At 60.3% G+C, this 24,447-nt stretch carries 19 protein-coding genes, 10 pseudogenes and 1 other annotated feature; of the genes and pseudogenes, 15 read left to right on the forward strand and 14 right to left on the reverse strand.

Translation table 11 applies throughout. The annotated features are described in order from the left end of the window. Positions 1-2,088 (reverse strand): annotated as a pseudogene (locus tag JCM19049_RS17735) (FAD-dependent oxidoreductase); the annotation flags it as partial. 51 nt (positions 2,089-2,139) lie between these two features. Next, positions 2,140-3,047 (reverse strand): annotated as a pseudogene (gene purU / locus JCM19049_RS01270) (formyltetrahydrofolate deformylase). 121 nt (positions 3,048-3,168) lie between these two features. Here purU and JCM19049_RS01275 point away from each other — a divergent pair. After that, a complete protein-coding gene (locus JCM19049_RS01275; RefSeq protein ID WP_054820559.1) occupies positions 3,169-3,846 on the forward strand; it encodes a GntR family transcriptional regulator in 678 nt (225 codons plus the stop codon). Between the two features lie 48 nt (positions 3,847-3,894). Here JCM19049_RS01275 and JCM19049_RS01280 read toward each other — a convergent pair whose 3' ends face one another. From JCM19049_RS01280 to JCM19049_RS01295, 7 genes are all read right to left on the reverse strand, one after another. After that, positions 3,895-4,302: a hypothetical protein gene (locus tag JCM19049_RS01280; protein WP_054820560.1), complete on the reverse strand. Its 408-nt coding sequence runs from the start codon at positions 4,300-4,302 to the stop codon at positions 3,895-3,897. After that, positions 4,299-4,442: a hypothetical protein gene (locus JCM19049_RS17740; protein WP_279402182.1), complete on the reverse strand. Its 144-nt coding sequence runs from the start codon at positions 4,440-4,442 to the stop codon at positions 4,299-4,301. The genes JCM19049_RS01280 and JCM19049_RS17740 overlap by 4 nt, the downstream gene beginning before the upstream one ends. A gap of 313 nt (positions 4,443-4,755) precedes the next feature. After that, positions 4,756-5,061: a hypothetical protein gene (locus JCM19049_RS17745; protein WP_279402183.1), complete on the reverse strand. Its 306-nt coding sequence runs from the start codon at positions 5,059-5,061 to the stop codon at positions 4,756-4,758. Further along, complete coding sequence (locus JCM19049_RS01285) at positions 5,001-5,726, reverse strand: cation diffusion facilitator family transporter (RefSeq protein ID WP_279402184.1); 726 nt, start codon at positions 5,724-5,726, stop codon at positions 5,001-5,003. The genes JCM19049_RS17745 and JCM19049_RS01285 overlap by 61 nt, the downstream gene beginning before the upstream one ends. Then, positions 5,723-6,220 carry a transporter substrate-binding domain-containing protein gene (locus JCM19049_RS01290; RefSeq protein WP_279402185.1) on the reverse strand — a complete coding sequence of 166 codons (498 nt, stop codon included), beginning with the start codon at positions 6,218-6,220 and terminating at the stop codon, positions 5,723-5,725. The genes JCM19049_RS01285 and JCM19049_RS01290 overlap by 4 nt, the downstream gene beginning before the upstream one ends. A 139-nt stretch (positions 6,221-6,359) precedes the next feature. Next, positions 6,360-6,908, reverse strand: a complete 549-nt coding sequence (locus JCM19049_RS17750) for a helix-turn-helix domain-containing protein (RefSeq protein ID WP_279402186.1) — start codon at positions 6,906-6,908, stop codon at positions 6,360-6,362. 55 nt (positions 6,909-6,963) lie between these two features. Then, positions 6,964-7,515, reverse strand: a complete 552-nt coding sequence (locus tag JCM19049_RS01295; RefSeq protein ID WP_054820561.1) for a hypothetical protein — start codon at positions 7,513-7,515, stop codon at positions 6,964-6,966. 186 nt (positions 7,516-7,701) lie between these two features. On the opposite strand from JCM19049_RS01295, the gene JCM19049_RS01300 reads away from it, so the two are divergent. The 6 genes and pseudogenes from JCM19049_RS01300 (at position 7,702) to JCM19049_RS01315 (ending at position 13,785) form a co-directional block, all read left to right on the forward strand. Further along, positions 7,702-9,021: an MFS transporter gene (locus JCM19049_RS01300; RefSeq protein ID WP_054820567.1), complete on the forward strand. Its 1,320-nt coding sequence runs from the start codon at positions 7,702-7,704 to the stop codon at positions 9,019-9,021. A 100-nt stretch (positions 9,022-9,121) separates the two neighbouring features. Continuing rightward, positions 9,122-10,041: pseudogene (locus JCM19049_RS21970) on the forward strand (thiamine pyrophosphate-binding protein); the annotation flags it as partial. Positions 10,042-10,065: 24 nt separating this feature from the next. Beyond that, positions 10,066-10,710, forward strand: coding sequence for a thiamine pyrophosphate-dependent enzyme (locus tag JCM19049_RS21975; RefSeq protein WP_306420613.1), 645 nt, complete (start codon positions 10,066-10,068; stop codon positions 10,708-10,710). A 202-nt stretch (positions 10,711-10,912) separates the two neighbouring features. Next, positions 10,913-11,997, forward strand: a pseudogene (locus tag JCM19049_RS01310) (amidohydrolase); the annotation flags it as partial. 80 nt (positions 11,998-12,077) lie between these two features. Continuing rightward, a complete protein-coding gene (locus tag JCM19049_RS21980; protein ID WP_306420614.1) occupies positions 12,078-12,497 on the forward strand; it encodes an amidohydrolase family protein in 420 nt (139 codons plus the stop codon). An 89-nt stretch (positions 12,498-12,586) separates the two neighbouring features. Further along, positions 12,587-13,785: pseudogene (locus JCM19049_RS01315) on the forward strand (M20 family metallo-hydrolase). Positions 13,786-15,655: 1,870 nt separating this feature from the next. Here the strand turns inward: JCM19049_RS01315 and JCM19049_RS17755 are convergent. Further along, positions 15,656-16,738 (reverse strand): LacI family DNA-binding transcriptional regulator, encoded by a 1,083-nt coding sequence (locus JCM19049_RS17755; RefSeq protein WP_279402187.1) that lies wholly within the window; start codon positions 16,736-16,738, stop codon positions 15,656-15,658. Between the two features lie 162 nt (positions 16,739-16,900). Between JCM19049_RS17755 and JCM19049_RS01325 the strand changes: the two are divergent. The 6 genes and pseudogenes from JCM19049_RS01325 to JCM19049_RS17765 all read left to right on the forward strand — a co-directional run bounded on the left by JCM19049_RS01325 (position 16,901) and on the right by JCM19049_RS17765 (position 21,604). After that, positions 16,901-17,763: pseudogene (locus JCM19049_RS01325) on the forward strand (ABC transporter substrate-binding protein). Positions 17,764-17,823: 60 nt separating this feature from the next. Beyond that, positions 17,824-18,555: an amino acid ABC transporter permease gene (locus JCM19049_RS01330; protein ID WP_054820563.1), complete on the forward strand. Its 732-nt coding sequence runs from the start codon at positions 17,824-17,826 to the stop codon at positions 18,553-18,555. Positions 18,556-18,569: 14 nt separating this feature from the next. Further along, a pseudogene (locus JCM19049_RS01335) lies at positions 18,570-19,342 on the forward strand (amino acid ABC transporter ATP-binding protein). A gap of 1 nt (position 19,343) precedes the next feature. Then, positions 19,344-20,381 carry a Gfo/Idh/MocA family oxidoreductase gene (locus JCM19049_RS01340; RefSeq protein ID WP_054820564.1) on the forward strand — a complete coding sequence of 346 codons (1,038 nt, stop codon included), beginning with the start codon at positions 19,344-19,346 and terminating at the stop codon, positions 20,379-20,381. Between the two features lie 122 nt (positions 20,382-20,503). Next, positions 20,504-21,264 (forward strand): annotated as a pseudogene (locus JCM19049_RS17760) (NAD(P)/FAD-dependent oxidoreductase). Further along, positions 21,203-21,604 carry a hypothetical protein gene (locus JCM19049_RS17765; RefSeq protein WP_279402189.1) on the forward strand — a complete coding sequence of 134 codons (402 nt, stop codon included), beginning with the start codon at positions 21,203-21,205 and terminating at the stop codon, positions 21,602-21,604. The pseudogene JCM19049_RS17760 and the gene JCM19049_RS17765 overlap by 62 nt, the downstream one beginning before the upstream one ends. 162 nt (positions 21,605-21,766) lie before the next feature. Here the strand turns inward: JCM19049_RS17765 and JCM19049_RS17770 are convergent. The 3 genes and pseudogenes from JCM19049_RS17770 to JCM19049_RS01355 form a co-directional block, all read right to left on the reverse strand. Beyond that, positions 21,767-22,243 (reverse strand): annotated as a pseudogene (locus JCM19049_RS17770) (transposase); the annotation flags it as partial. Between the two features lie 16 nt (positions 22,244-22,259). Further along, a complete protein-coding gene (locus tag JCM19049_RS22940) occupies positions 22,260-22,598 on the reverse strand; it encodes an IS3 family transposase (RefSeq protein WP_374700198.1) in 339 nt (112 codons plus the stop codon). Next, positions 22,596-22,727 (reverse strand) — a sequence feature (AL1L pseudoknot). Its footprint overlaps the gene before it by 3 nt. Further along, entirely contained in the window at positions 22,685-22,996 is a 312-nt protein-coding gene (locus JCM19049_RS01355) for a transposase (protein WP_054820565.1), read from the reverse strand. Its footprint overlaps the feature before it by 43 nt. Positions 22,997-23,296: 300 nt before the next feature. Here JCM19049_RS01355 and JCM19049_RS17775 point away from each other — a divergent pair, with 300 nt between their 5' ends. Further along, positions 23,297-23,590, forward strand: coding sequence for a hypothetical protein (locus tag JCM19049_RS17775; protein WP_279402190.1), 294 nt, complete (start codon positions 23,297-23,299; stop codon positions 23,588-23,590). A gap of 386 nt (positions 23,591-23,976) precedes the next feature. On the opposite strand, the pseudogene JCM19049_RS17780 reads toward JCM19049_RS17775, so the two are convergent. Next, positions 23,977-24,147 (reverse strand): annotated as a pseudogene (locus JCM19049_RS17780) (DUF4913 domain-containing protein); the annotation flags it as partial. A 91-nt stretch (positions 24,148-24,238) separates the two neighbouring features. Here JCM19049_RS17780 and JCM19049_RS17785 point away from each other — a divergent pair. After that, positions 24,239-24,447, forward strand: a 209-nt coding sequence (locus tag JCM19049_RS17785) for a hypothetical protein (protein WP_279402191.1), incomplete at its 3' end; no start/stop codon positions are given.

The raw sequence follows: 24,447 nt of genomic DNA on the forward strand, positions 1-24,447 counted from the left end.
AGGAGCGGTAGCCCTTTTCCAGGCGCAGGGGACGGCGAACGCGGCCCGCCCGGCGGCGATGATGCCGTGCCGCTGCCCGGCCTGCCACAGCACGTCCCACAGGCGCTGGCCGTTCTCCGCACTGGTGTAGATCTCCCAGCCCAGCTCCCCCACATAGGACAGGCGCAGCGCGGTGACCGGCACCCCGCCCAGGTGCGCGGCGCGGGCCCGGAAGTAGCGCAGCCCTCATTGGAGAAGTCATCGTCGCTGACCAGCTCGATGACCTCCCGGGCCAGCGGACCCCACAACCCGATGCAGCAGGTGCCGCCGGTGATGTCCCGCACCTGCACCCAGCCGCCGGGCACCAGGGCGTCGTTCTGCCGGCGGGCCTCCACCCGAAAGTAGGCGGTGTCAATGTTCCCGTTGATCCCAACCTGGAAGGTGTGCTGTCCCAACCGGGCGACGGTGATGTCGCTGCGGATCCCGCCGGCCTCATCCAGCAGCAGTGTGTAGGTCACCGCCCCGACGCTCTTGGCCATGTTCCCGGTGCTCAGCCGCTGCAGCAGGGCCAGTGCCCCGGGCCCGGAAACCTCCAGGCGCTTGAGTGGGGTCATGTCGTACATGGCCACCGCGGTGCGGGTCTTGTACGCCTCCACCGCGGCCAGCGGGGAATGGTGCAGCGCGGACCAGGTGTCCCGGATCGGCGGGCGCCAGTCCCAGGGCAGCTCATCGAGGTGGCGGGCGTTGGACTCGTACCAGTAGGGCCGCTCCCACCCGCCGCCTTCCATGAAGTGGGCGCCCAGTTCCCGCTGCCGGGCATGGAACGGACTGACGCGCAGGTTGCGGGCGCCAGCCGGGGCTCCAGGGGGTGGCGCACATCGTAGATTTCCATGAAGTTCTGCTGGGCGGTCTGCCGAACGAAGCTGGGCGCCAGTTCGACCTCCTCGAAGCGGTTGACGTCGCAGTCGGACAGGTCGGTGCCGCTGCGCCCGGTGCTCAACAGCTCGGCCACCGCCTTGGCGATCCCGGCCGAATGGGTGACCCACACGGCCTCGGCCAGGTAGAAGCCTCCACCTGCGGGCACTGGCCGACCAGTGAGCCGCCGTCGGGGGTGAAGGAGAAGATCCCGTTGAAGCCGCTGGCGATCTCCGCCTCGGCCAGCTCCGGCAGCAGCGTCCTGGAGGCCTGCCAGGCCGGCAGGAAGTCCTCGACGGTGAACTGCAGGCTGGAGGGCATGTTCTCCGGGGTGTGGTCCTGGGGGTCCATCCGGGGCAGGTCCTCGATCAGCGCGGGCATCGGGCGGTGCGCGTAGGAGCCGATCCCGTAGCGGTCCCCGTGCTCGCGGAAATACAGGTCCTGATCCTGGTAGCGCAGGATGGGCAGGCTGGCGCCGTTCGGTTCGCTGTTGCGCCCCCGCAGGCCCTTGACACTGGTGGTCTTCACGTACTGGTGGGCCAGCGGCAGCAGCGGCACCCGCATCCCCACCATGGCCCCGACCTTCGCGCCCCAGAAGCCCGCGCAGCACACCACGATGTCCGCGGCCAGGAGCTCCTCGCCCACCCACACCCCGGTGACCCGGTTCTCCTGCTGCCCCACACCGGTGACCTCGGTGCGGTCCCGGTAGACAACCCCGGCGGCGCGGGTGCGTTCGATCAGCTTCTCCACCGCCACCCCGGCCAGGGCCAGCCCGTCGGAGGGGACGTAGAGCCCGCCGTAGACGACCTGTTCATCCAGCAGCGGGTAGCGCCGCTTGCATTGCCCGGCATCCAGCAGCTGGGCCTCCACACCCCAGGAGGTGGCCCAGCCGTGCTTGCGGTGCAGGTCCCGCCAACGGGTTTCGGTGGTGGCGACCTCCAGGCCGCCCACCGGGTTGAAGGCCCCCAAATCGGTCAGCTTCTGCACCGTGTAGCTGGCGAATTCGGTCATGGTCTTGGACGGGTTGGTCTGGAACACCAGCCCCGGGGCGTGGGAGGTGGAACCGCCGGGCAGTTCCAATGGCCCCTGTTCGATGACGGTGATGTCCTTCCAGCCGCGCTGGACGAGTTCGTCGGCCAGGTTCGCGCCGACGATGCCGGCGCCGATGATGATGACGCGTGAGGTGGGTGACATGGTCTTTCTCCTACTGCTGGGCTCAAATCTGGGATGTGCGGGGGATGCGGGCTAGCGGAAGATGATGGTGCCCGAGCCCTCCAGCAGCACCCGGTGTTCGCAGTGCCACTGCACGGCGCGCGAAAGCGCCTGGCATTCGGCGCCCTGCCCGGCCTGGGCCAGCGCGCGGGGGTCATGGGAGTGATCCACCCGGATCACCTCCTGCTCGATGATTGGCCCCTCATCCAGGTCGGCGGTGACGTAGTGGGCGGTGGCGCCGATCAGCTTCACTCCGCGGGCGTGGGCCTGGTGGTAGGGCCGGGCCCCCTTGAACCCGGGCAGGAACGAATGGTGGATGTTGATCACCCGGCCCTGCAGCCCGGCGGCGAGCTCATCGGAGAAGATCTGCATGTACCGGGCCAGCACCACCAGCTCGATGCGGTGCTCCTGGATCAGCTCCAGCAGCCGGGCCTCGGCCGCGGCGCGGTTGCCGGCGTTCACCGGCAGGTGCAGGTAGGGGGATCCCGGCGGCCTCGGCCATGGGGCGCAGGTCCTCATGGTTGGAGACCACCAGCGGGATCTGGGCGTTCAGCGCGCCGGTGCGCCAGCGGAAGATCAGGTCGTTCAGGCAATGCCCGGACTTGGAGACCATCAGCAGGGTGCGGGTGGGTTTGGAGTCGCGGATCTGGAAGCCCATGTTGAAACGCTCGGCAACGGGCTGGAACTGCTCGCGCAGCTGTGCGGCGCGCAACGGGGTGTCGCTGTGGAACGCGGTGCGCAGGTGCACCTTGCCGTTGACGGTGTCGTCAAACTGCTGGTGCTCGCGGATGTTCAGCGCGCCCGGCAAGGAACTGGCTGACCGCGTGGATGATTCCCACCCGGTCCCGACAGCTGGCTGTGAACACGAAGTCGTGGGAGGTTTCCTCCGTCCTGGCGGCATGGGCGGCGGGGTGGGAAGCAGGCAAATCGATCAGGGACATCGTTTCGCTCCGATGAAATACGGGATTTGTATCCAACTTATATACTAGGATGTCCTGTAGCCTAGATCACACAAAGTTCAGGGGTCAAGGGTTAATTGGCAACGAACGCGAAAGAGGGAAAATGGCGCAGGCAGTCACCGCACAACTGCACCCACGAGGTGCCTCCAAAGCCGAGGAGGCCTATGAGCGGATCCTGCAGATGCTGGTGACCCTGCAGATCCAGCCCGGGGACCCGATCCACGATGAGGAGCTGATGCGTGAACTGGGCATCGGGCGTACCCCGGTGCGTGAGGCGCTCAAGCGCCTGGAGGTGGACAAGCTGGTCATCACCTTCCCCAAGCGCGGCACCTTCTCCACGCGGGTGGAGGTCAGCGACCTGGCCTATGTTTCGGAGATCCGCCAGCAGCTCGAGCCGATGGCCGCGGCCCGCGCGGCCCGCACCGCCTCCGAATCCACCCGCGCCGCCCTGCTGGAGACCTCCCGGCAGATCGAGTGCTTCGATGCCGCCAACGCCTCGACCACCGATCTGTTGACCTTCGACGCGGCCGTGCACCGCAACATCTACCGCGCCTCGGGCAACCCCTATCTGGAGGACGTGCTGATCCGCCACAGCAACCTGGCCACCCGGATCTGGTGCACGGTCATCGACAGGCTGCCACGGGTGAGCACCCACGTGAAGGAGCACCTGGGGCTGCTGCAGGCCATCATTGCCGGGGATGAAGCCGAAGCGGCCCGCCTGGCCGGACTGCACGTGGGACAGTTCGAGCAGGCGGTGCGCACCGCGCTGCTGGACCTCTAGAAAAGATGCACGCCCGGCCAGCCAGACGGCTGGAGGGGCCGTGACGGTCTATGAATCCCGGTCGTTCCTGCTGCGTTCGCGCAGCACGCTCTCGGCGATCTGCTGCTGGTCGGGGGCGAATCCATAGAGCTTGCCTTGGGACTCGTGTACCCACCAGCGGCCGCACAAGTCCGTGGTCTGCTTTTCGGCATCATTGGGCCACCAGTCCGCGTCCAGGGTGCGCACGGTGGCGACCTCGGAGACCTGCAGATCCCTGGTGCGCCGGTCCGCGGCATAGGCCTTTGCCAGCTCCGACTCGTTCGGTTCCCCCACGATGGAAAGGCTCAGGCATTCCTGCCTGGGCAGCGGGCCGTCATAGTCCATGACGAAGATGCGCTCGGCCCCGGTGGTGCGCTGCTCCAGCTTCACGTCCCTGCCACCGGCCGGGACCCAATCGGCCAGCAGCCCGGACTTCACGCCATCCTCGGAGGTGGCCGCGCTCTTCGATTCAGCTTGTCATAGGTTTCGCCGCTCAAATCCCCGACGCTGCACCCAGCGAGCAGCAGGGAGGCGGGAATGGCGAGGGCGGTGAAGGCGAGGTACTTCTTTTTCATCATGCTTTTAGCCTATGAAGCCTAGCCCGGCGGGTACCTCGGGCGTGAGGGGGAAAAGCGCACCCCCTTCTCCGACCACGGGAGGAGTCGGCGAGCGCTGGCGGGATGAGGTCGACCAGGCCGGTTGGGCGAGCGTGGCGGCCCGGTAATCCCCGGTGAGCCCGAAGCCTGCGCTCAGCTGCGACACAAAAACGACCAGTAATGTTTAAAGCACCTCATTGAAGGTGCGAGTGATGATCTGGAAAGCTCCCGCAGGTTACGGCCCGCGGGAGCTTTCTGGTTAAGCGATGCCGGTTCCACCGGCCCCAGACCCGCGTTATGCCGTGGTGGGCTCCACGAAGCAATCCGGCAGTTCCGGCACCGGAATGATGACGATGTCATACGCCTTCCAGTCCAGCTCCTCCAGCGCCTTGCGGGCGGCGTCCATCTCCTCCACACCCACCATTGGCGAATGCGGCACCACGAAGGCCTCCGCATGCAGGACCGCGCCCAGTTCGCGTACGCGAACCCCGACCTGGTCCACCCATCCCATGGACTTCAGGCGGCTCTCAAACTCCGGGATCAGCGGGTGCGGGTCCTCGCCCTCCACGCTGGTGGCCCGGCGGTCCAGCAGGTCAACCACCGCGGCTTCGTGCTGGTCCAGCCATCCTTGAGGATGCCCGCGGAGATCACCGCGGCGGCCACGCTGTCCAGCCACCACAGGCCGATGGCGATGCCTGCGACGCCCACGATGGAGGCGGCATTGGTCTGCCAATCCGCCTTGGCCATGTAGGAGTCGGCATAGAGCAGCTTGTTGTTCAGTGGCTTGGCGACCTTCACCTTCAGCCGCCCTAGAATCACGGCCGGGGCGGCGATCACGGTCATCACCGCGATCATGATCCACCCCTGCCAGATCGTGTGCCCGAAGACGTTCATGGTGCCGATGGTCGGGTATTCCTGGGCAATCAGCGCGGAGACCGATTCGTAGGCCAGCATGCCGCCCACCACCAGCAGCGCCACTCCGGCCACCAGATGTCCGGCGCTCATGGCCCGGTGGTAACCATAGGGGTGGGTGGGGCGCCGGGTTCTGCGGGTGTAGAACAGGGCCACCAGGAAGGCCAGCTGCGGCAGCACGGAGAGCATGTCCTCCACCCATGCCGTGCGCATGGCCTGGGAATTGCCCACCACCAAGGCCACCAGGGTAATGGTGCAGGCGGCATAGCCGACGCTGATCCATTCAAGTTTCGCTGCCCGACGCAACATGTCGCGCTGCTGTTTGGGCAGGCCGGTTCCGGCTTTCAGGTTCATGGCATCTCCTGGGTTTGGTCCAGAAAGTACTCAAGCTCCCCCAGGAAGGCGTTCTCCCCGGGCGGCACCAGCAGAACCAGTTGGGCCTGCTTGCCGTCCTCCTCCGTCACGGTGCGGTAGGGCCGGGTGATCCCGACTTCCTTGCTCCACGGGGTCTTGGCGGTGATCCCACCGGCCACCATGTCAAGCTTTCCTTCCTTCAGCTGCTTGACCAGGTGCTCCTCCCCGCCGAGCGTCCACTGCACCTCGGCGTCCAGGACCTTGGCGAAGTCCTTGACCAGCCCCACTTCGTCCCCGGTGTACTGCCCGTCGCGCACATCCACGAATTCACGGTTGGGCGAGATCCCCACGCGCAGCGTGTCGTGGCGGACATCCGGCAGCGTGCCCTTGGGGTCCACCGGAATCTGGGCCGCACACCCGGCGAGCAGGCTGGATCCAAGCAGCGCTGCACCCGCAGCACGGAGGAACAGCCGCGTTCTTTTCGATGGCGACATCTGTTTCTCCTCCCGCCGCTTCTGACACTCTCGGCTATGGATTCTCACCTGCAACGTACGACAGATCCCTGCAGCCCGCAGGTCGGTGCACCGAAATCCCTGCCAATCTTCAGGCTTCCGCAGGGAAGCGCATAAGCACCTAGGACCAGCCCACCACCAGTCGGGCGGCTTCCGTTGGAACTGTGGGGTTTAATCCCGTAATTGTCTCGAAACGCTTAAGACGGTTCATCAACGTGTTGCGGTGGCAATACAGTTGAGCGGCCGCCTGCCCGACGCTGCCCGTCGTCAAATAAACACCCACGGATTCAACTAGACGACGGCGTTCCGTCTCACCACACGCCTGAAGTGCTTTCTCTACATCAGCTATTCCCGGGGCTCCAGCCTGGTTCAATTGCCTTCGTGCCATGCGTGCCCAGCCACGTACCCAGGTCATGGCGCCCTGCTCCCCGGGTTCCAGTAATTTGGCCAGTTCCAACGCGGTGTCCGCTGCACTACGCACCGCCCCTAGGGGTACTGGCTGCGCGATCATTCCACAACGTAGGCGTTCTAAAGCTACTCGAATCCGCGATGATTCCGAGCCAGGTCGAGGATCCTCGGCAAAGAACACCACGAGTGCGTCACCCCATGGGTGGCGCAGAACTGAGTTACCGACACGCTCATTGGCCAAGGCAACACGCACTTCGGCCACCTGCTCCTGCAACGCTGCTACGACAAGGTACCCGGCATCCAACGGCTGCTCAAGGTCATGAGCACCTGCTCCAAGGCCTGGTAGAAAGGTTGCGCTCCCCGAACAGCTGGGCCAAATAACCTTGACGTAAGCTCGTTTCCTCGGCTTGCATCCTCGCCATTTCAGACACGTAGGCCTGTTGCGTTTGCCCGGCATAGCCATCTACCACTTCCCAGACACGTTGGGTGTGGGCCACGATCAGCGGAGCGTCCGCGGCCGTGGACAAGGCAGTAATTTCGTCCCAAATGATTTTGAAATCCAACCGGATAGCTGTCATAAGAGCTTCAATCGGCACCCCGGCGCGTGCCCGCGAAACTCCTACGTCCATGGCGATTGCATCCCGCTGTCGCAAGTACTCAGGGTCATCCGCGTCGAGCTTCATCGCCACAATCAGGGCTTGAAATGAGGCTTGACCGGTACGGCGGATTTCGCTCAACGTCAGCGGTCCGTCTCGATAGGGATCAATGCGCATCAAGCGGTCAATGAATCGGTCAGTGAGTACCTCAACGTTCAGCGCCTGCAGTAACTCAACCCAACGCTGCTCACCATCCCTGGCTTCAAAATGCACGTCTTGTCCTCCTCCAGCTTCCCCTATACGTACATATTATGTGCTTTTGCACATTCTTCCCGGAGTAACTCGCTGTGATCTGTGTGGCGCCTCACAGCTAATGATTGACACCATGGAGCTATGACCACAACCAACGGGCACACCGGCAACACGCCGACTGCTACCCCAACAGATAGCGACTTCACCATGCCGAAGGACACGCTCGAGTCCGGAGCCACACGTCAAATCACCGACAAGGAGGCCTCCAAGGTCGCCGTAGGTGCGCTGATCGGCACCGCCATGGAATGGTATGACTTTTTCCTATTCAGCGCGGCCGCGGCACTGGTGTTCAATGTCCAGTACTTCCACAATGAAAACGCCACCGCTGCCGCGATGGCGGCTTTTGCAACTTTCGGCGTCGGCCTGGTTGCTCGCCCGATCGGCGGAATGATCTTTGGTGCCATGGGCGACAAGATCGGTCGACGCAAGGTCCTAATGATTACCATCGTGGGCATTGGCATCATCACTGGTCTCATCGGCTTACTTCCGACCTACGCCGCAATCGGTATTGCGGCTCCGATCCTGCTCGTGCTGTTACGCGTCGCCCAGGGCCTGTTTGTCGGTGGTGAATGGTCCGGTGCCATGACCATTGTGGTGGAAAATGCCCCGCTCCATCGTCGTGCACGGTATGCCGCTCTACCGCAGATTGGCTCCCCGATCGGTACGATCCTGTCCTCTGGTGGTTTCTTTCTAATCACGGTCATCTTCTCGCAGGAGAACTTCGACTCCTGGGGTTGGCGAGTTCCGTTCCTCGCCGCGATTCCCATGCTAGTCGTCGCCCTGTACATTCGTTCACGCCTAGATGAATCACCAGTGTTCACGGAGCTGATGGAACAGGGTGAAACTGCCAAGGCACCAATCCGCACCACGCTGGTGGAATCTTGGAAACACATCATCGTCGGCATGGCCGCCAGCCTGCTCGGCGTCGGCGGGTTCTATCTAGTTACCGCGTTCATGGTCTGGTACGGAGTCAATGTGCTCGGTTACTCTTCCTCTCTCATGTTGCTAGGAAGTATCGTGGCTGCCGCTGTTGAGATTCCGGTTCTGATCGTTGGCGGGCGACTCGGCGAACGCTTCGGAGCTTCCAAAGTCATCATCGTGGGCGGGCTGGTGTCTGCCGCCGTGGCGTGGCCGGCCTTCTTGATGGTTGAAAGCGGCAGCAGTGTCATGGTGGTACTTGGCATGACCGTGGCAGTGGCAACCCTGTCATTCCCGTACGCCGCATCGGGAACCGTGCTCACCGGGTTGTTCCCCGCCAAAACCCGGTACACCGGCGTTGGCTTCGCGCAGAATGCGGCGGGCATGCTCGCCGGTTTCGTCCCGCTGGTGGCAACTGGCACCGTAGCGGCTGCCAGCAATCATTGGTGGCCGGCCGCGCTGTTGCTGACCGCGTTGTCACTATTCACCGCGCTGGCGGGCGTTCTGGCTCCACGAATGAGCGTCCCCCTGCCGGGTTTCAAGCACTAGATCCCGCAAACCTTAGGTCCGTGGCCGCCCCGGGGCAGGCGAATCCTGCCCCGGGGCCGCGGGCCCTTGGCCAAGGGAAATGAAAGAGGAAAAGAAAACCATGCCATTGTCCACCCAGGTTCCCGACGCAGCACCTCCTGCTGAAAGCGGCTCCCGCATTGCGGTCGAATCCGAGTCCAGACCTCCGAACACCCACTCGGCCGGTCACCTCATCGTCAAAACTCTCCAATCCCATGGGGTGCGCCGGGTCTATGCAGTTCCTGGCGAAAGTTATCTGGATGTCTTGGACGGCCTACACGATTCAGAGATTGAAACCGTTGTTACCCGCCATGAGGCGGCGCCGGTTTCATGGCATTGGCTGAAGGCCGACTTACCGACGTCCCAGGAATCTGCATGGTCACCCGTGGACCGGGTGCCGCCAACGCCATGATCGCGGTGCACACTGCCTGGCAGGATGCCACCGCCATGGTGCTCTTCGTAGGGCTCATCCCACAGACCGACCGAGGCCGAGGGGCATTCCAGGAATTCAGCCTCGAAGGCTGGTTCGGAACCACGGCCAAAGCCGTATTTACGCTTGACGACGAGCAGCAGGCAGGCCAGTTGGTCTCGCGCGCGCTTCGGCTAGCCAGCGCGGGTCGCCCAGGACCGGTGGTCATTGGGTTGCCCGAGGACGTGTTGGTCCGCCAAAGCCCGGCACAGGTTCCCGCCCCGCTGCCCGAAGCGATCGTCAAACCCCACGATGAGCAGGTTGCACAGCTCTGCCGACTGCTCATCGAAGCCGAACGGCCCTTGCTAATCGCCGGTGGCGATCACTGGAACGCCCAATCCAGTGCCGTACTTGCTGGATTCGCCGAACAAACGAACATTCCAGTAGTCACCGACTGGCGGGCCTACGACGCCATCGATCACGTTTCACCTGCCTACGGCGGTTGGTTAGGTTATGGCCGGGGGGACAACACTCTGCGAGCCATGAAGGATTCTGACTTGCTGGTTTTTCTGGGGTGTGAGCGATCGGACGTGCTCTCGGAGGGGTACACGGTTGCGATGGATACCCCCACAGTCGTGGTGAACCCGGATCCTGATCTCTATCCACACGCCGGGCGTCTGGATGCCCACCTGCCAGTAACGCCCCTGGTCTTCTTGACCGCGGCCTTGCGGGCAACCCAAGGCGTTTCACGCGATAGTTCCTGGGCAGAAACAGTACGTGCGGCCCAGCTACGCTTCTCCACTCCCATCCCGGACGGTGGAAGCGGAGTGGATCTAGGCGTTGCCTTCGAAATCTTGCAACGACGTCTGCCAAAGGACCGGATTGCCACCTACGGCGCCGGCAACGCAACCCTGTGGGGTCATCGCTACCTCTCACATCACGGACCGGGTTCTCTCGTTGGTCCGCGCAACGGAGCCATGGGGCTTTCAGTGCCTGCCGCTGTCGCCGCCAGTTTGATCTATCCGCATCGCCAGGTAGTAGCGGTTTGCGGCGACGGGGACTTCTTTATGAACGCCCAGGAATTGGCCGTCAGCTTCGCCCACGGCGGCACCCCTCTGGTTCTGGTCGTGGACAATGGCATCTACGGCACCATCGTGGCGCACCAGCGCCAGCACTACCCCGGACGCCCCTCTGGCACCTCCATGACCAACCCCAACTTTGGGCAATGGATCGCTCCTTCGGTGGCCACGGTGAAATGGTAGAAACGACCGAACAGTTCGAGGGAGCATTGGAGCGCGCCTTGACCAGTGGGCTGCCGGCTGTGCTTCATCTGAAAACCGACCCCGAAACAATGGGACCGGGCACCACCGCACATGGTGAGGATCAAAACTGATGCGACTGGACTTGATCGTCGAAGCCCGACAGATTCTCACTTTGGACGATGCCCGACCCACAGCGACTCGAATGGGAGTGCTGGGCGGACGGGTCGTCGGTTTTGACGAGGAGCTGGAAGGATGTCACGCACGGCGAACCGAAATCTTCGAATCCGAAGTCATCACGCCAGGATTCATCGATGCACATTGCCACACCACCTGGTGGGGGCTGGGGCTCTCGGCTGTGGATCTGTCCGGGGTACGGGGGCTGGAGAATCTCTACGAATTACTGGAAAGTGAAGCTGCCAAGTTGGCAGGGCAACCGCATGCTTGGTTGAACGGAACCGGATTCAACCAAAAGGACCATGCGGGGCTTTACCCCGACATTGACCGCCTGGATGAAATAACCGGGGAACGTCCCCTCTACCTGCGTCACGTCTCGGGACATGCTGCAATCACCAACAGCGCGACCCTGAAACTGGCCGGTGCGTTGGATCCCGGTTTTCCTGATCCTCTCGGCGGAAGGATTGTCCGTGATGCTTCCGGGAAGCCGACCGGCTCATTGAAGAAGCCGCTCAGGAGCTAATCCAAAACCTCTTGCTGCCCTACTCGACTGAACAGATCGTCGAGGCATTGGATGCCGCTACCCGGCGATACGCGGCTGAAGGCATCACCTCTTTCACCGAGGCGGGTGTGGGCGGTGGTTGGATCGCCCATTCGCCTGTGGAGATTACGGCATACCAGCGCGCACTAGAGACAGGACGTCTCCATTCCAGAGCCCAGCTGATGCCGGCGCTCGCTGCCTTGAACGTGCAGTCTTCCCATGCCGAGGACGCGCACGGTACCGGAGAAGGGGCCGGGCTTTCCCTCGGAATAGGGGCGGGCTTTGGTGATGAAGATCTATCCCTGGGACCCGTCAAGGTATTCCTCGACGGATCCTTGTTGGGTGCCACGGCAGCCGTCACCGAAGACTACTGTGGTCACCGGCACAACACGGGATATCTCCTTGATGACCCACAGTTCTTCCGCGAGCGCGTAGCGGCCGCCTATCGCTCAGGTTGGCCAGTGGCGGTCCACGCCATCGGCGACGCCGCAATCGATTTGGCCATTGACATCATCGCGAACCTACAGCAGCGTTATGGCAGCAATCGGCTCCCCAATCGAATTGAGCATTTCGGCATTGCCCGCCCCGACCAGGTGACGGCTGTCGCGCAACATGGAATCGCGGTCACCCCACAAGCGTCCTTCATCGGCCCCTGGGGGACCAGTTCGCGGAGCGTGTTGGAGAACGTCGCGAAGGTTGGCTATACAGAGGTAAATCCCTGTTGGATGAGGGTGTCCTGGTCGCCGGAAGTTCAGACTTGCCGGTCGCGGACAACAACGTACGACGTGCAATGGAATCGGCGGTAACGCGGCGCACAGACGGAGGCAAGGTGCTGGGCGGTGAAGACGAATGTCTTCCCGCATTGGAGGCACTAAAGCTCTACACCATCAATGCAGCGAAGGCGACCGGGCAGGACAATAGCCGAGGCAGTCTCAGCACCGGGAAACTCGCCGATTTCGTCGTGCTCTCCGCTTCCCCCTTGGAGACCCCAAGCATCTCCGACCTGCAGATCCATGCCACCTTTGTCGGTGGCAACCCCAGCTTCATCAGAACACCGGCGTTGACCGAGTAGGAGAATACAATGACTGACCCAACGATTACCGAGCTGGCAGACGCAGCGGTCGCTACGAGCCCTTGGACTTCTTGGCCGATTTCGCGTCTATGAGTCGTAATGGGGCTACCGAGCGCGGCGGCGTTGACCGCCAAGCGGCCACCATAGCCGACGGGCAAAACCGGAACTGGTTCCGGGGGCTCGTTGAAGGTCATGGATTTACGGTTCACTACGATCAGGTGGGAAATCAGTACTGCCTGCTGGAGCTTTCTCCTGGAGCTCCTTGGATCGCGGTGGGTTCACATTTGGATTCCCAGCCACTGGGTGGCCGATTCGACGGAGCGTATGGAGTACTGGCTGGCGCCCATGCTGCATTACAGGTCCAACAGCGTCTCCACAACGAGGCGCAAGAAGCAAAATTCAATATCGTCGTCATCAACTGGTTCAACGAGGAAGGTTGCCGCTTCAAACCGTCCATGATGGGAAGCTCGGTATACACCGGCAAGCTGTCAGCAGCACAGGCTTTGAATACAACGGATCCGGCCGGTGTCAGTGTCCATGAAGCACTGCAGGCTATCGGAACTATTGGAGACTTTGAGCTTCAAGTCGAAGCGTACGTAGAGATCCATATTGAGCAAGGGCGCTCGCTGGAGGATCGTGGGCTCACCATTGGCTTGGTGGAATCCACATGGGGAGCCAACAAGTACGAGTTCACCGTACACGGCGAACAATCACACACCGGCGCCACGGTCATCGCCGACCGGCACGACGCCCTGCTCGGCGCGTCAGCGCTTGTAGTCGCAGCACGGGAGGTGGCACTGGAATACTCAACTGAGGAACACATGGTCATCACCTCGTGTGGTGAATTCACGGTATTTCCCAATTCGCCAGTGGTCGTTGCCAGCCAAGTAAACCTTCTGGTCGACGTTCGCTCCACCGATCCGGAAGTTTTGGCGGCCGCCGATGCTGCACTGCATGATCGAGTTCGGCAGATCGAAAAGATGGCCAGCGTGACAATTGAGCGCGGAGCTCCCATATTTGGGGGTCGAAGCAGTACGACGAATCCGGAATCAACTTGGCGCGAAATGCTGCACAAGCGGTTGGCCTAGAGCATGGCGTTGTCCGCACCTTGGCTGGCCACGATTCCACCAATATGAAGGATATCGTACCCACGATCATGCTTTTCGTGCCCAGCGTGGAGGGTATCAGCCACAACGAAGGGGAACTGACCCAGGACAAGGACATGCTCGCCGGGGTTCGAATGCTCTCAGAAGTGCTTCATCGAGTCGTCACAGGAGAATTTGTCTAAGACCCCACCATTTTCGCAGCGTCTCGGTCGGCAGACTGAAAGCCGAAGCTCAGCGCGGACACAGAAAGCGGTCTTATTGTTTTAAATACCTCCTTGAAGGTGCGAGTGATGATCGAAAGAGCTCCCGTTGGTCTCCAGCGGGAGCTCTTTCGTTAACCGGTAGTTCCTTTCAGGCTCCCGACCGCGATCAACTCCGCACAGCTGACCACCGCCCAGGGCTTGTCGGCGCGGGTCATCAACGGCATCAGCTCGGCGCGCACCATGCGCATCACCGACTAACTGACAGGGCGGGATCACCGGTAAACACCGGGTTCCCGCCCAGCCCGGGCACAGAAACCCCGATTAGTGTTGTCAACAACCTCATTGAGGGTGCGAGTGATGATCTGAATTGGTCCCGCTGTCCATCTGGACGGCGGGACCGTTCGGTTTAACCGGTACGGTCCGGCAATGGCAAACCGGCCCTTCAGGATTGAGAGGGTACCCCCCTGAACTCAACACGCTGGCTCTCTTGCGTGTCATCACAACGCAAAAGCCGAGGCCTTCGAAGAAGAATAATGTCCTTACTATTTTGCATAAGGTTCCAAGCGCAGCCGAGGCATCAGCTCCCGAGTAAATCACCTGGCCAAGGAGATGGGCCACGCCAAAGACTTCAAGGTCCTGGAAGAGCCAGCAGCCCAGTCGGATGCTGAACGCCTCGGAGCGACCAAAGCCGGCACCGGGTGCCGCTGGCCAAACTCGTCAGCAATCACGAGCCTTGTACGGCTCCTACGAGTGGGTGCAGATTTGGTTGATGGAGCCACGCGCGGCAGAATCTCCTGTGTCTGCGTCCCGCAGGTCCCAAAACCGGCGGGCCGGCACTGGCCACCTCCAACAAGCGCGACATTGTCGATATGACCCGTGGCCCCCGTCCCCGGGTGGGTACCGTATGGGTGCATGACGTGCAGGGCATGATCCTGAGGATTTCACGGTCCGTGACCTGCTCAAAGCCTGTGGGCATCTGACTTTGGCCCAGTCCTTGGAACAGATTCAAAAGCTCACTCCTAAGCAGCGCGATGGCGTGTATGGCACGATGCGCCCGTGGTTGAACGTGCTCTCCTACGACAAGGTAACCGTGGATCACCTCGCCCAATGCAAGTGCAACGTACGTTGGCTTGGTAACCTGACCTCACTACGCTGGAAATATTAAACCTTCACCGGAGCGGCACCGCTGAAACGGCGCAACTTTACTGGAAAGCGCGAGTCATGAGTCACGCAACAGACCGGATTCTTGAACAGCTTCAAACGCAAGACGACTTACACATGCAAGCCGCGAACGAAATTGCCCAAGTAGTTGCTGCCCATATCGAAGCCGAACAGTATTTGGAGGAGGCCAAGGCCGCAGAGAGGAAAGCTTTTGCCGCTGCCCCGAAGTACGGATGGACACAAACCGAACAAAATCGCCTCTCCGAGCCGCCGTCTTCCACGCAAAAAGAGCAACAAGTCCAGCGGCTCGGACGAAGTCTAAGAACGCACAAAGTTATGGGCCGGTATTCACCTTTCGATGAGTACCGGCCCATTGCCTTAGCCGTGGTGGCGCATGTAGCTCCTGCTCACTTGTGCACAGCAAAAGCCCTCCCCGCTCCGCTGCTTTTCCTGCACACGTGGACAGCAGAAACCAATCGACCGCCCGCGCACAGGCCACAAGCTACAGTATCTGAGTTAACTCACCACAGCGATCTTGGCCTATGCACGGGCTCTGAAAAGTGGAAACGCAAAGGAACAACACCCCTACATCCTTTCCGGTTCTCCCGGTTCCCACCTATGCCGTTGCGTAGCCGAATAAGCGCTCACTCTATCCGAGGCCCCTGCATCATTCCGCCAGACAAAGACTCTATCTATCTAGTTCACGCCAACCTGGGGGGGGTGCCACCGAGGATCGATGAACCAAATTCGGAGTCAGCCAAATTCTGCGCCCGCCAGTAGTCCCCTCAATGCGCTCAAAGAGAGCACCCGCCGCCTGCTCCCCTAGATCATAAGCTGGCTGAAATACCGACGTAATAGGCGGCTCCACCAACTCGGCCCAAGGCTGGTCGTCCAGCATCACCACAGAAATATCTGTTGGAACCCGAAGGTCTCGGCGCCTAAGGACACTTAATAGATCAAGCGCCACAAGCGAGTCGGAAGCAACCAACGCTGTAGGCGGCGATGATAGATGCATTAGCTCTTCTACGAGCTGCTGCATAGCCTCACGGTCCGTGGCCCCAAAACGGAAGAGCCCAGGATCTATTTCGATCCCAGATCTCTTAAGAGCCAGGCAGATACCATCCACACGCTGAGTCACTGTCGAAAGATCAAGTTCCTGCCCAGGTACAAACTTCCGAGTAGAAAGTTTCAATGTGGAAATATAAGCGATGCGACGGTGTCCAGCGTCAATCAGTGAGTCTATGACTTGGCTGGTCACCTCAGCGATACTCATCTGCACCACATCAAGAGCGGGAACCGAAATATCTCGGTCAAAAAGTACGACCGGACGTCCGGCTCGTTCAGCATCGAGTATATGACTATGCGCGGAGCGCGACGTCGGGCATATCAACAATCCGTCCACCCGTTTATCGAGCAGCACCTTCACAGCCTTCTCTTCGTCTTGAAGAGATTCGCCGGTATTAGCCAGAACCACATCGTAATCATGATGACGCGCGACATCACTGATGCCACGGATCACCTGTCCGAAATACGGGTTTTCAACGTCTCCAACAACCACACCTATTGATTGAGACTTACCAGTATTGATACTGCGCGCCAAAGCATTGGGGCGATAACGTAGCTCCTGAGCGGCCTGCATGACGAGTTGCTTGACCTCGCTACTGACTGACCCATAGCCGCCCATGGCCCGAGCCGCCTGAGCTTTAGATACGCCGGCACGCCGCGCCACATCGGAAATGGTAACCTCGCCGGTTCCTTGTCGTCGAGCCATTTAACTTTTCCTTAACCTCTTGACCTCACTTCAAATTGAAGTGTAACTTACATCGTAATGGGATTGAGACCGGTCTCATGTTGCTTACAGAGACCGGTCTCTGAATCTCGATCACAATGTTTGGGTGGCCTGTAATCGCCCAACACCGAATGGAGAATCCATATGAAAAATCGGCTCGGTTTCCGCGCTGTTGCGGCCACGGCAGTATTGGCCTCAGCGCCTTGACCATGACCGCCTGCGGTTCTGGCAACGCCTCCGCTACGCAGGACAATCCCTACAACCTCATCCAACCCGACACTATCCGCGTGGCTAGCATCGGCGACAGTAAGCCATACACTTTCACTGATGCCCAAGGTGAGTTCACAGGCTTCGACGTAGAATTATTCACCGACGTAGCCCACCGCATCGGTGTGGAGAACGTCGTCTTTACTGGACAAGACTTCTCGGCTCTACTCTCGGCCGTAGCCAATGGTCAGTTCGACGTGGGTGTTGCTGCAATAGGAATCACCGAAGAGCGCAAGCAGACCGTTGAGTTCTCCGATGGTTACCTCGCCGGGTATTTAACCGTCTTGGCCACCCCACAGATGAACATCAACTCCAAGGAGGACCTCGACGGCAAACGCCTCGGCGTCGTGCAGGGCAGCCTTCAGGAAGCATACGCAGTCAAGACCTTCACCAACACCGACATCGTTCGGTTCCCAGACAATAACACCGCAGTCTCTGGACTCAACGCCGGATCAGTCGATGCGCACTTCCTCGACTACGAAGCAGCCAAGGACTACACCAAACAGTATGACCTGAAAAATGCCTTGAACGTACCCTCCTTTGACGCACCGGCCGGATTTGCCGTTGCCCCCGAAAACGATGCGCTGCGCGAAGCGTTGAACCAGGCCCTGTCCGAGGCCATGGAAGACGGTACCTGGAAGGAGCTCTACCAGAAGTGGTTCCCGGGCTCACCAATGCCCGAGCAATACCTGCCCAAGGCCGAGCAGACCGGCGCCGAGTCCAGCAACAACGACTCCTAGTTACCACTTTTGGTGGGGCCAGCTCAAGCGCCGGACCCCGCCAAAGGGCAAGGAATATCTATGGAATTCTTCGACAGTATCGCCAAAGCATTTCTTGACTTCGACTCAATGCTCGAGGTCCTCCCCCAGCTACTCAAAACCGGGCTAACCAACACCCTGATCATTTCGATCAGTGCAACCATCATCGGCACCGTGCTCGGCATGGGCATTGCCATTATGGGCATCGCTCAAACGCGTTGGCTTCGGATTCCGGCACGCATCTACACCGACCTCTTCCGCGGGCTGCCAGCCATCCTCACCATCTTGTTGATTGGACGCGGCTTTACCGGGATTTCTCAGAACATATTCGGCCCCTCACCGTACCCACTAGGGATTATTGCGCTCAGTCTCATTGCCAGCGCCTACATCGGCGAGATTTTCCGTTCAGGCATCCAAGCAGTAGAAAAGGGCCAGCTAGAGGCCTGCCGCGCACTGGGGATGTCCTATGGACGGGCCATGCTACTGGTCGTTATTCCGCAAGGCATCCGCCGCGTGCTGCCGGCACTGGTCAACCAGTTCATCGCCATCGTAAAAGACTCCTCTCTGGTGTACTTCCTGGGACTGCTGCCCCTGGAACGCGAACTGTTCCGCGTCGGCCAGGACGCCGCCGTACTTACCGGTAACCTCTCGCCATTGGTCGCTGCCGGTATGTTCTACCTGATCATCACCGTCCCGCTGACCCACCTAGTGAATTACATCGATCAAAAATTCCGTACAGGACGTCGCAAAGCGACTCCCCCGACCAGCGGTTGAACGAAGTCACGGAACTGGAAGTCTCAACGCCAGGAGCCGAGCATGAGCGCGACCAAGGAATTTCAGGGTCCTCACTGAAACTGACCGATGTGACCATGGCCTACGGCGATATTGAGATTCTGCACAATATCAATCTGGAGGTCGCACCAGGCACCACCACTTGCATTATCGGGCCCTCCGGATCGGGTAAATCCACGCTGCTGCGCGGTATCAACCGACTGCATGAGCCCAAGCACGGCGACGTGCTCGTCAACGGCTCCTCAATTCTTGGAGATCGCCCCGACGAAGTGCGCAAACGCATCGGTATGGTGTTCCAGCATTTCAATCTCTTCCCGGATCACACGGCCTTACAGAATGTCGCGCTGGCCCCCTGGAAAGTCAAGGGAATGAACCGGAAAAAGGCCGAAGACCTGGCCGCTAGACGATTGAACGAAGTTGGTCTAGCTGAACGCAGTGACCACCGGCCAAGAGATCTGTCCGGCGGTCAGCAACAGCGTGTAGCTATCGCCAGGCTCTAGCCATGGAACCGGAAATCATGCTCTTCGACGAAGCCACTAGCGCACTAGACCCAGAACTTGTCAAAGGCGTACTCAACCTCATGGCTGATCTGTGTCAACGCGGCATGACTATGGTCGTGGTCACTCACGAAATGGGCTTTGCCCGCAAGGTGGCAGACCAGGTGGTGTTCATGGATGAAGGAGAAGTCATCGAATCAGGGCCCCCTGAAGACCTGTTCAATTACCCAAAATCCGGCCGCCTGCGCCGTTTCCTAGACGAGGTACTTTAAAATGACACCTACCATCCGTACCGCCATCATCGGTTATGGCGTCTCCGGTAAGATCTTCCATGCGCCGTTGCTGGCAGCCAACCCAGACTTCGAGATCTCGGTCATCGCAACATCTGATCCCGAACGTCAGAAGCAAGCTGCCCAAGAATACCCACACGCCACCATTGTGCCCAGCTACCGGGAGGTGCTGAATGCAGCGGACCATCTGGATCTACTGATCATCGGTACCCCTCCGCAGACTCATTTCGATATCGCCCGGGCGGCACTCGAACACGACCTGAACGTGGTCATCGACAAACCCTTCGTCGTGCACAGCGCACAGGGTGAAGAACTCCTAGACCTAGCCGCCGAGCGAGGACTGACTCTCACGGTCTACCAAAACCGTCGGTGGGACGGTGATTTCCTCACCGTCAAGAAGCTACTTGCGGACCAAGCGCTGGGCACCGTCCACACCTTCGAGTCACGTTTTGAATGGTTCAAACCCCAAGGAATGCGTGGCTGGAAGGCCGAGCTGCCCCCTCAGGAAGGCGGGGGCATTCTCTACGACTTAGGAACCCATCTGATTGACCAGGCAATAGAGCTGTTCGGCCCGGTTGAAAAGGTACAAGCCTCCCTACGCGCGCTGACCGATCAGGCCAACGCCGAAGAAGACGCGTACCTCCTGCTCCACCACAGCGCGGGCACTCAGTCCCGACTGACCATGAGCAGCCTGAACGCCGCCGCCGGCGCGCGATTCCAACTGGCCGGAAACGAGGGCGCCTACACCAGCTATGGCCTTGACCCGCAGGAACCGCAGCTGGCCTCCGGCATGGGCCCAACACACGCCGAGTACGGAAGAAAGCCGGAAGAAAACTGGGGTCAGCTGGTGGATAACCATGCCCCTCGTCCAGTGCCCACACTGCCCGGGGACTACCCGCAGTTCTATCGCGCTTTAGCAACCTGCTTGCGCCAGGCCGGGCCGATCCCGGTTGATCCGCGGGACAGCTTAAGCGTCTTGCGCCTCATTGAGTCCATCCACCACGATACGGCCATCGAATAGTCCCTGACCGTCTGGACCACAGAACCACTTAACTCTGAAGAAAGCACAACCTCATGCCCTCATCTTCCTCTGCAAAGCACGTAGCGATTATCGGCGGCGGTATCCTCGGCATCTCCACAGCCATGCACCTGGTACGCTCCGGCGCCGAAGTCACTCTGGCCACCTCAGGTCCCCTGGCCGACGGCGCCAGCAGCCGATCCATTGCGTGGCTCAACTCCTCCGGAGCCCGCTCACCCGAGTACCACTACCTGCGCATGCTAGCCATGGACCGCTACCGCACCTGGAGCTACCGACACCCCGAAAGCCGCCAATACCTCCGCTTCGACGGTGCCCTGAAATGGGCCGCCCCAGGTGAAAGCTTCCGCGACACCTACGCCTTTGAACGCTCCGGAGGCTACGACTCCCGATGGGTCACACGCGAGCAAATCACCCAGTTCGCACCCGACGTTAATGCTGCAGCCGTCGCCGATGAAGGCGCGATTTATAACCCCGGCGAAGGATGGGTGAACCTGCCCGACTTCGTTCCCGCGCTGGCGGCCGAAGCCGTGGCCCAAGGGCGAAAATCATCGAGAACACAGGCCACGCAACAGTCACCGTCCGCGACGGGCGCGCCGTAGGAATCACCCTCGCTGACGGCAGCACCATCGACGCCGACGAGGTGGTACTCGCCACCGGTGGTGAGGTACCGATCCAACTCGCGGAACTCGGAGTCACCATCCCGGATGCCACCCCAGCAGCCTTCGTACTTTTCACCGACCCTATCGATCTAAAAGTACACACCGTATTGAATACCCCACGAGTTGCGGTGCGCCCCACTCCTGATGGACGCCTCGTACTCGACGCCGACTGGTCAGAGCAAGCTGGTGGTCGAGCCGGATGGTAACTTCACAGTCCCAGAAGACGTGGTGCAGGGCCTACTAGAGGAAGCCTCGAAGGTGCTCGCCGGAAACCCCGTACTAACTGCCCAAAGCGTCGGAGCCGGACTCAAGCCGATCCCTGGTGATGGCGAACCGGTAGTCGGTTCCGTCCCCCCAATCCACGGACTACACACCCTCTTCACCCACTCCGGAGCGACCCTAGGATTGATCCTCGGTGAGCTACTTGCGGAGGAAATCGTCACCGGCAAAGCCCACCCGATCTTGCGCACTTTCCACCTCAACCGTTTTCAAGAACATACATCTGAACGCGCCATCGGAACCGGCGCCTGGGAACCAGTCAAATAATAATTCTGCCACTACTAATATCGGGCCCCGCGCTCCCACCGGGCGACCCGCGGATATACTCGGACGACGCTTTCCACCGCCGCACCAAACGAGTCGTGCCGTAGAGCCATTTGGGGCCGTGTCAAGCCCCGGGTTTGGTAGAGGCTCCTTTTCTTGTTTTTCCTACGCTGCTTCCGCAGCCGTGCCAGGCCGTCCGATCCACTGTTGATGGACGTCGGCCGGCGACCTGTACCCGAGTGCCGAGTGCAGCCGCCGGGAGTTGTACCAGCCAACCCACCGGGAGGTCTCGGCCATGACCTCGACCTGCCCGGACCACTCACGCCGATCAATCAGTTCCGCCTTGTAAACAGAGTTCAGCGCCTCGGCCATGGCGTTATCGTACGAATCCCCACGGGAACCAACCGAGGCGACGACCCTCGACTCGGCCAACGCCTGCCCATACCTAATGGACCGGAATTGCACGCCCCTGTCGCTGTGATGGACCAGCCCGGTCACGTCCTCGCCATCCCTGTATTTCCTGGCCAGAGCCATCATCAACGCGTCCCTGGCCAAGGATTCGCGCATATGGTTCGTCACCTGCCAGCCCACGATTTCACGGCTGAACACATCGAGGATGAACATCGCATAGACCCACCCAGCCTGGTCCGCACATACGTTATATCAGCCACCCAGAGCCGGTTGGGCGCTGCAGCCGTGAACTGACGATCCACCAGATCCACGGGGCATGCTTCCGGATCCGCAGAGCGGGTCTTGGGCTTCTTCCGCTTGCGCCGCACCCCGTCAATCCCGAGCTTTTCATCAGCCGCTGCACAGTGCACCGGACGATGGGACCGAACGCTTCGGCATGCTCATGGTTCATGGCATGCCACATTTTCCGCACCCCGTAGCAGGAATAGTTCTCTTCATAGATCGCAAGAAGTTTCGGCATCAGCTGCTCGTCGCGCACGCTGCGGGCCGAAGGCGGTCGCTTCTTGAAGGCGTAGTACGAGCTCACGGCAATTTGCGCGCGGGTTCCCTGCAACGCGCGGATGATCGGCTCGACCCCGAGCTCGTCCTTGTGCTGATCGATAAAATCAACAATTACTTCGAAGGGCGGTCGAGCTCCGCCGCGAAGAAAGTCGCTGCTTTCCTCAAGATCTCGTTGGCTCGTTTGGTTTCAGCCAGCTCAGCACGCAGCCGCTTGTTCTCAGCTTCCAAATCAATCGACTGCTCGGGCAGAGCAGCACCGCCTGTCTTATGTCTGCGGACCCAGGCACGCAGCGTCTCGCTGCTCAGGCCTAGCTCCTTGGCGACTCGCGTTATGGCGCCATTGGATGTGTCAGGATTCGACTGGGCATGAAGCACCAGCTCGATAGCGCGGGTCTTCAGTTCATCAGAGTATCTGATCGGCAAGACAGAAGTGTTCCCTTTCCAATTTCCTTGCCTCTATTAAACCCGGAGCGATTCAGTGGCCGATCTGGCGGCGTTGCCAAGGGGTCGGGCGATCCTCACCAGCTCAGGCCTGCCAGCAGGGCTTATCGAGCTACAGCACTACTCGACCAAACCCTACGGGGAAGATGTGAAACTCTCGTAGGACTATTACGATTCGAAAGCTTTACGGGTACCGTAATCCGTGTAATGCGAAGTACACTATTTAGTAACGCAGAGGCACAAAAGGATTCCAAGCCCTACTCGCTAAGGAGGAACGATTCTATGAAAACCACCTGGAAGCAACGATTGACGGCGGGAACGCTAGCACTAGGGATAGCTCTCGGCGGCGGCGCAACGGTAGCCGCACCCGCACACGCTGGGCAGATCGCTATCACCGTTAATCACACGGTAACCGGAAAGACCGCCCAAGAGTGCAAGGCGAAGTTGAATTACTGGATGAAAAAGACGAGCGCCGACCCGATGAAGTGGAACGTAAAGAAAAAATCCAGTTGCACCTGGAAGGCCAGGAACAAATACGAGGGAACATACTCCTACAAGAAATTCATCTGGAGGTAGGGCGAACTAAAGCTGGCCAACGAACTTCGCTGGCCAGCTTTTTGCTGCTGTTAAACCAATGAACGGAAGTATCCGTTCGACGCTTCCCGCACCGGGAACATCTCAGGTCGCACTGAGCGCATCACCTTGTCAAACACGTGGAACGAACCGTCGTGGGCTGTGAGCCTGTCCCTCACACACCGCCTCACGTGGCGTGACCATACCTGCCTGGTGATCAGCATTGATTCCACCGGTGAATCAGGGCTGCTACAGCAGAAGGGTACACACGAACCCATGTTGAGGGCCACAGACGTGAAGATCTGACTCAAGGCACGCTTCAAGAAGTAGCGTGACGAAAAGCTGGGTGGAACCAAAATGGCACCCCCAGCCAATCACAGTGCTTACGGTTACGGGAAATGCCCCTCGGGTGCGTTGTTGACCGGGAACGGTTCGGGCAGCTCTGGGTGCATCACTTTGTCGTACGCATGGAACGGCCCGTCCTCGCTCGTGAGCACGTTCATCAGCGGATAGAAGTAGTCCCGGAAGTAGTTCAAGGTCGCCTGAACACCTTCAAGCCGTGAACGCTGGAACCATCAGACCTTCGCCGGATCGGCCCCGCTGAGACGGTGCAACCCTACTGGAAGGTGCCAGCCATGAAACGACCTGCGCATGCAAGCCGCCGACGACATTGCCCAAGCCGTTGCCGCACGCGTGGAAGCCGAACAGCAACTAGAACAAGCCAAAGCCGCAGAAAAGCAAGCTTTCACCGCTGCCTTGAAAAAGGGCTGGACTCAGACCGAACTGAATAAGATCGGCGCCCCCTCCCGTCGCCGACCGCGCAAAAAGCCAACGAAACGACCCCAGCAGCCGAAAGTTAA

It is taken from the genome of Arthrobacter sp. JCM 19049 (assembly GCF_001310435.1).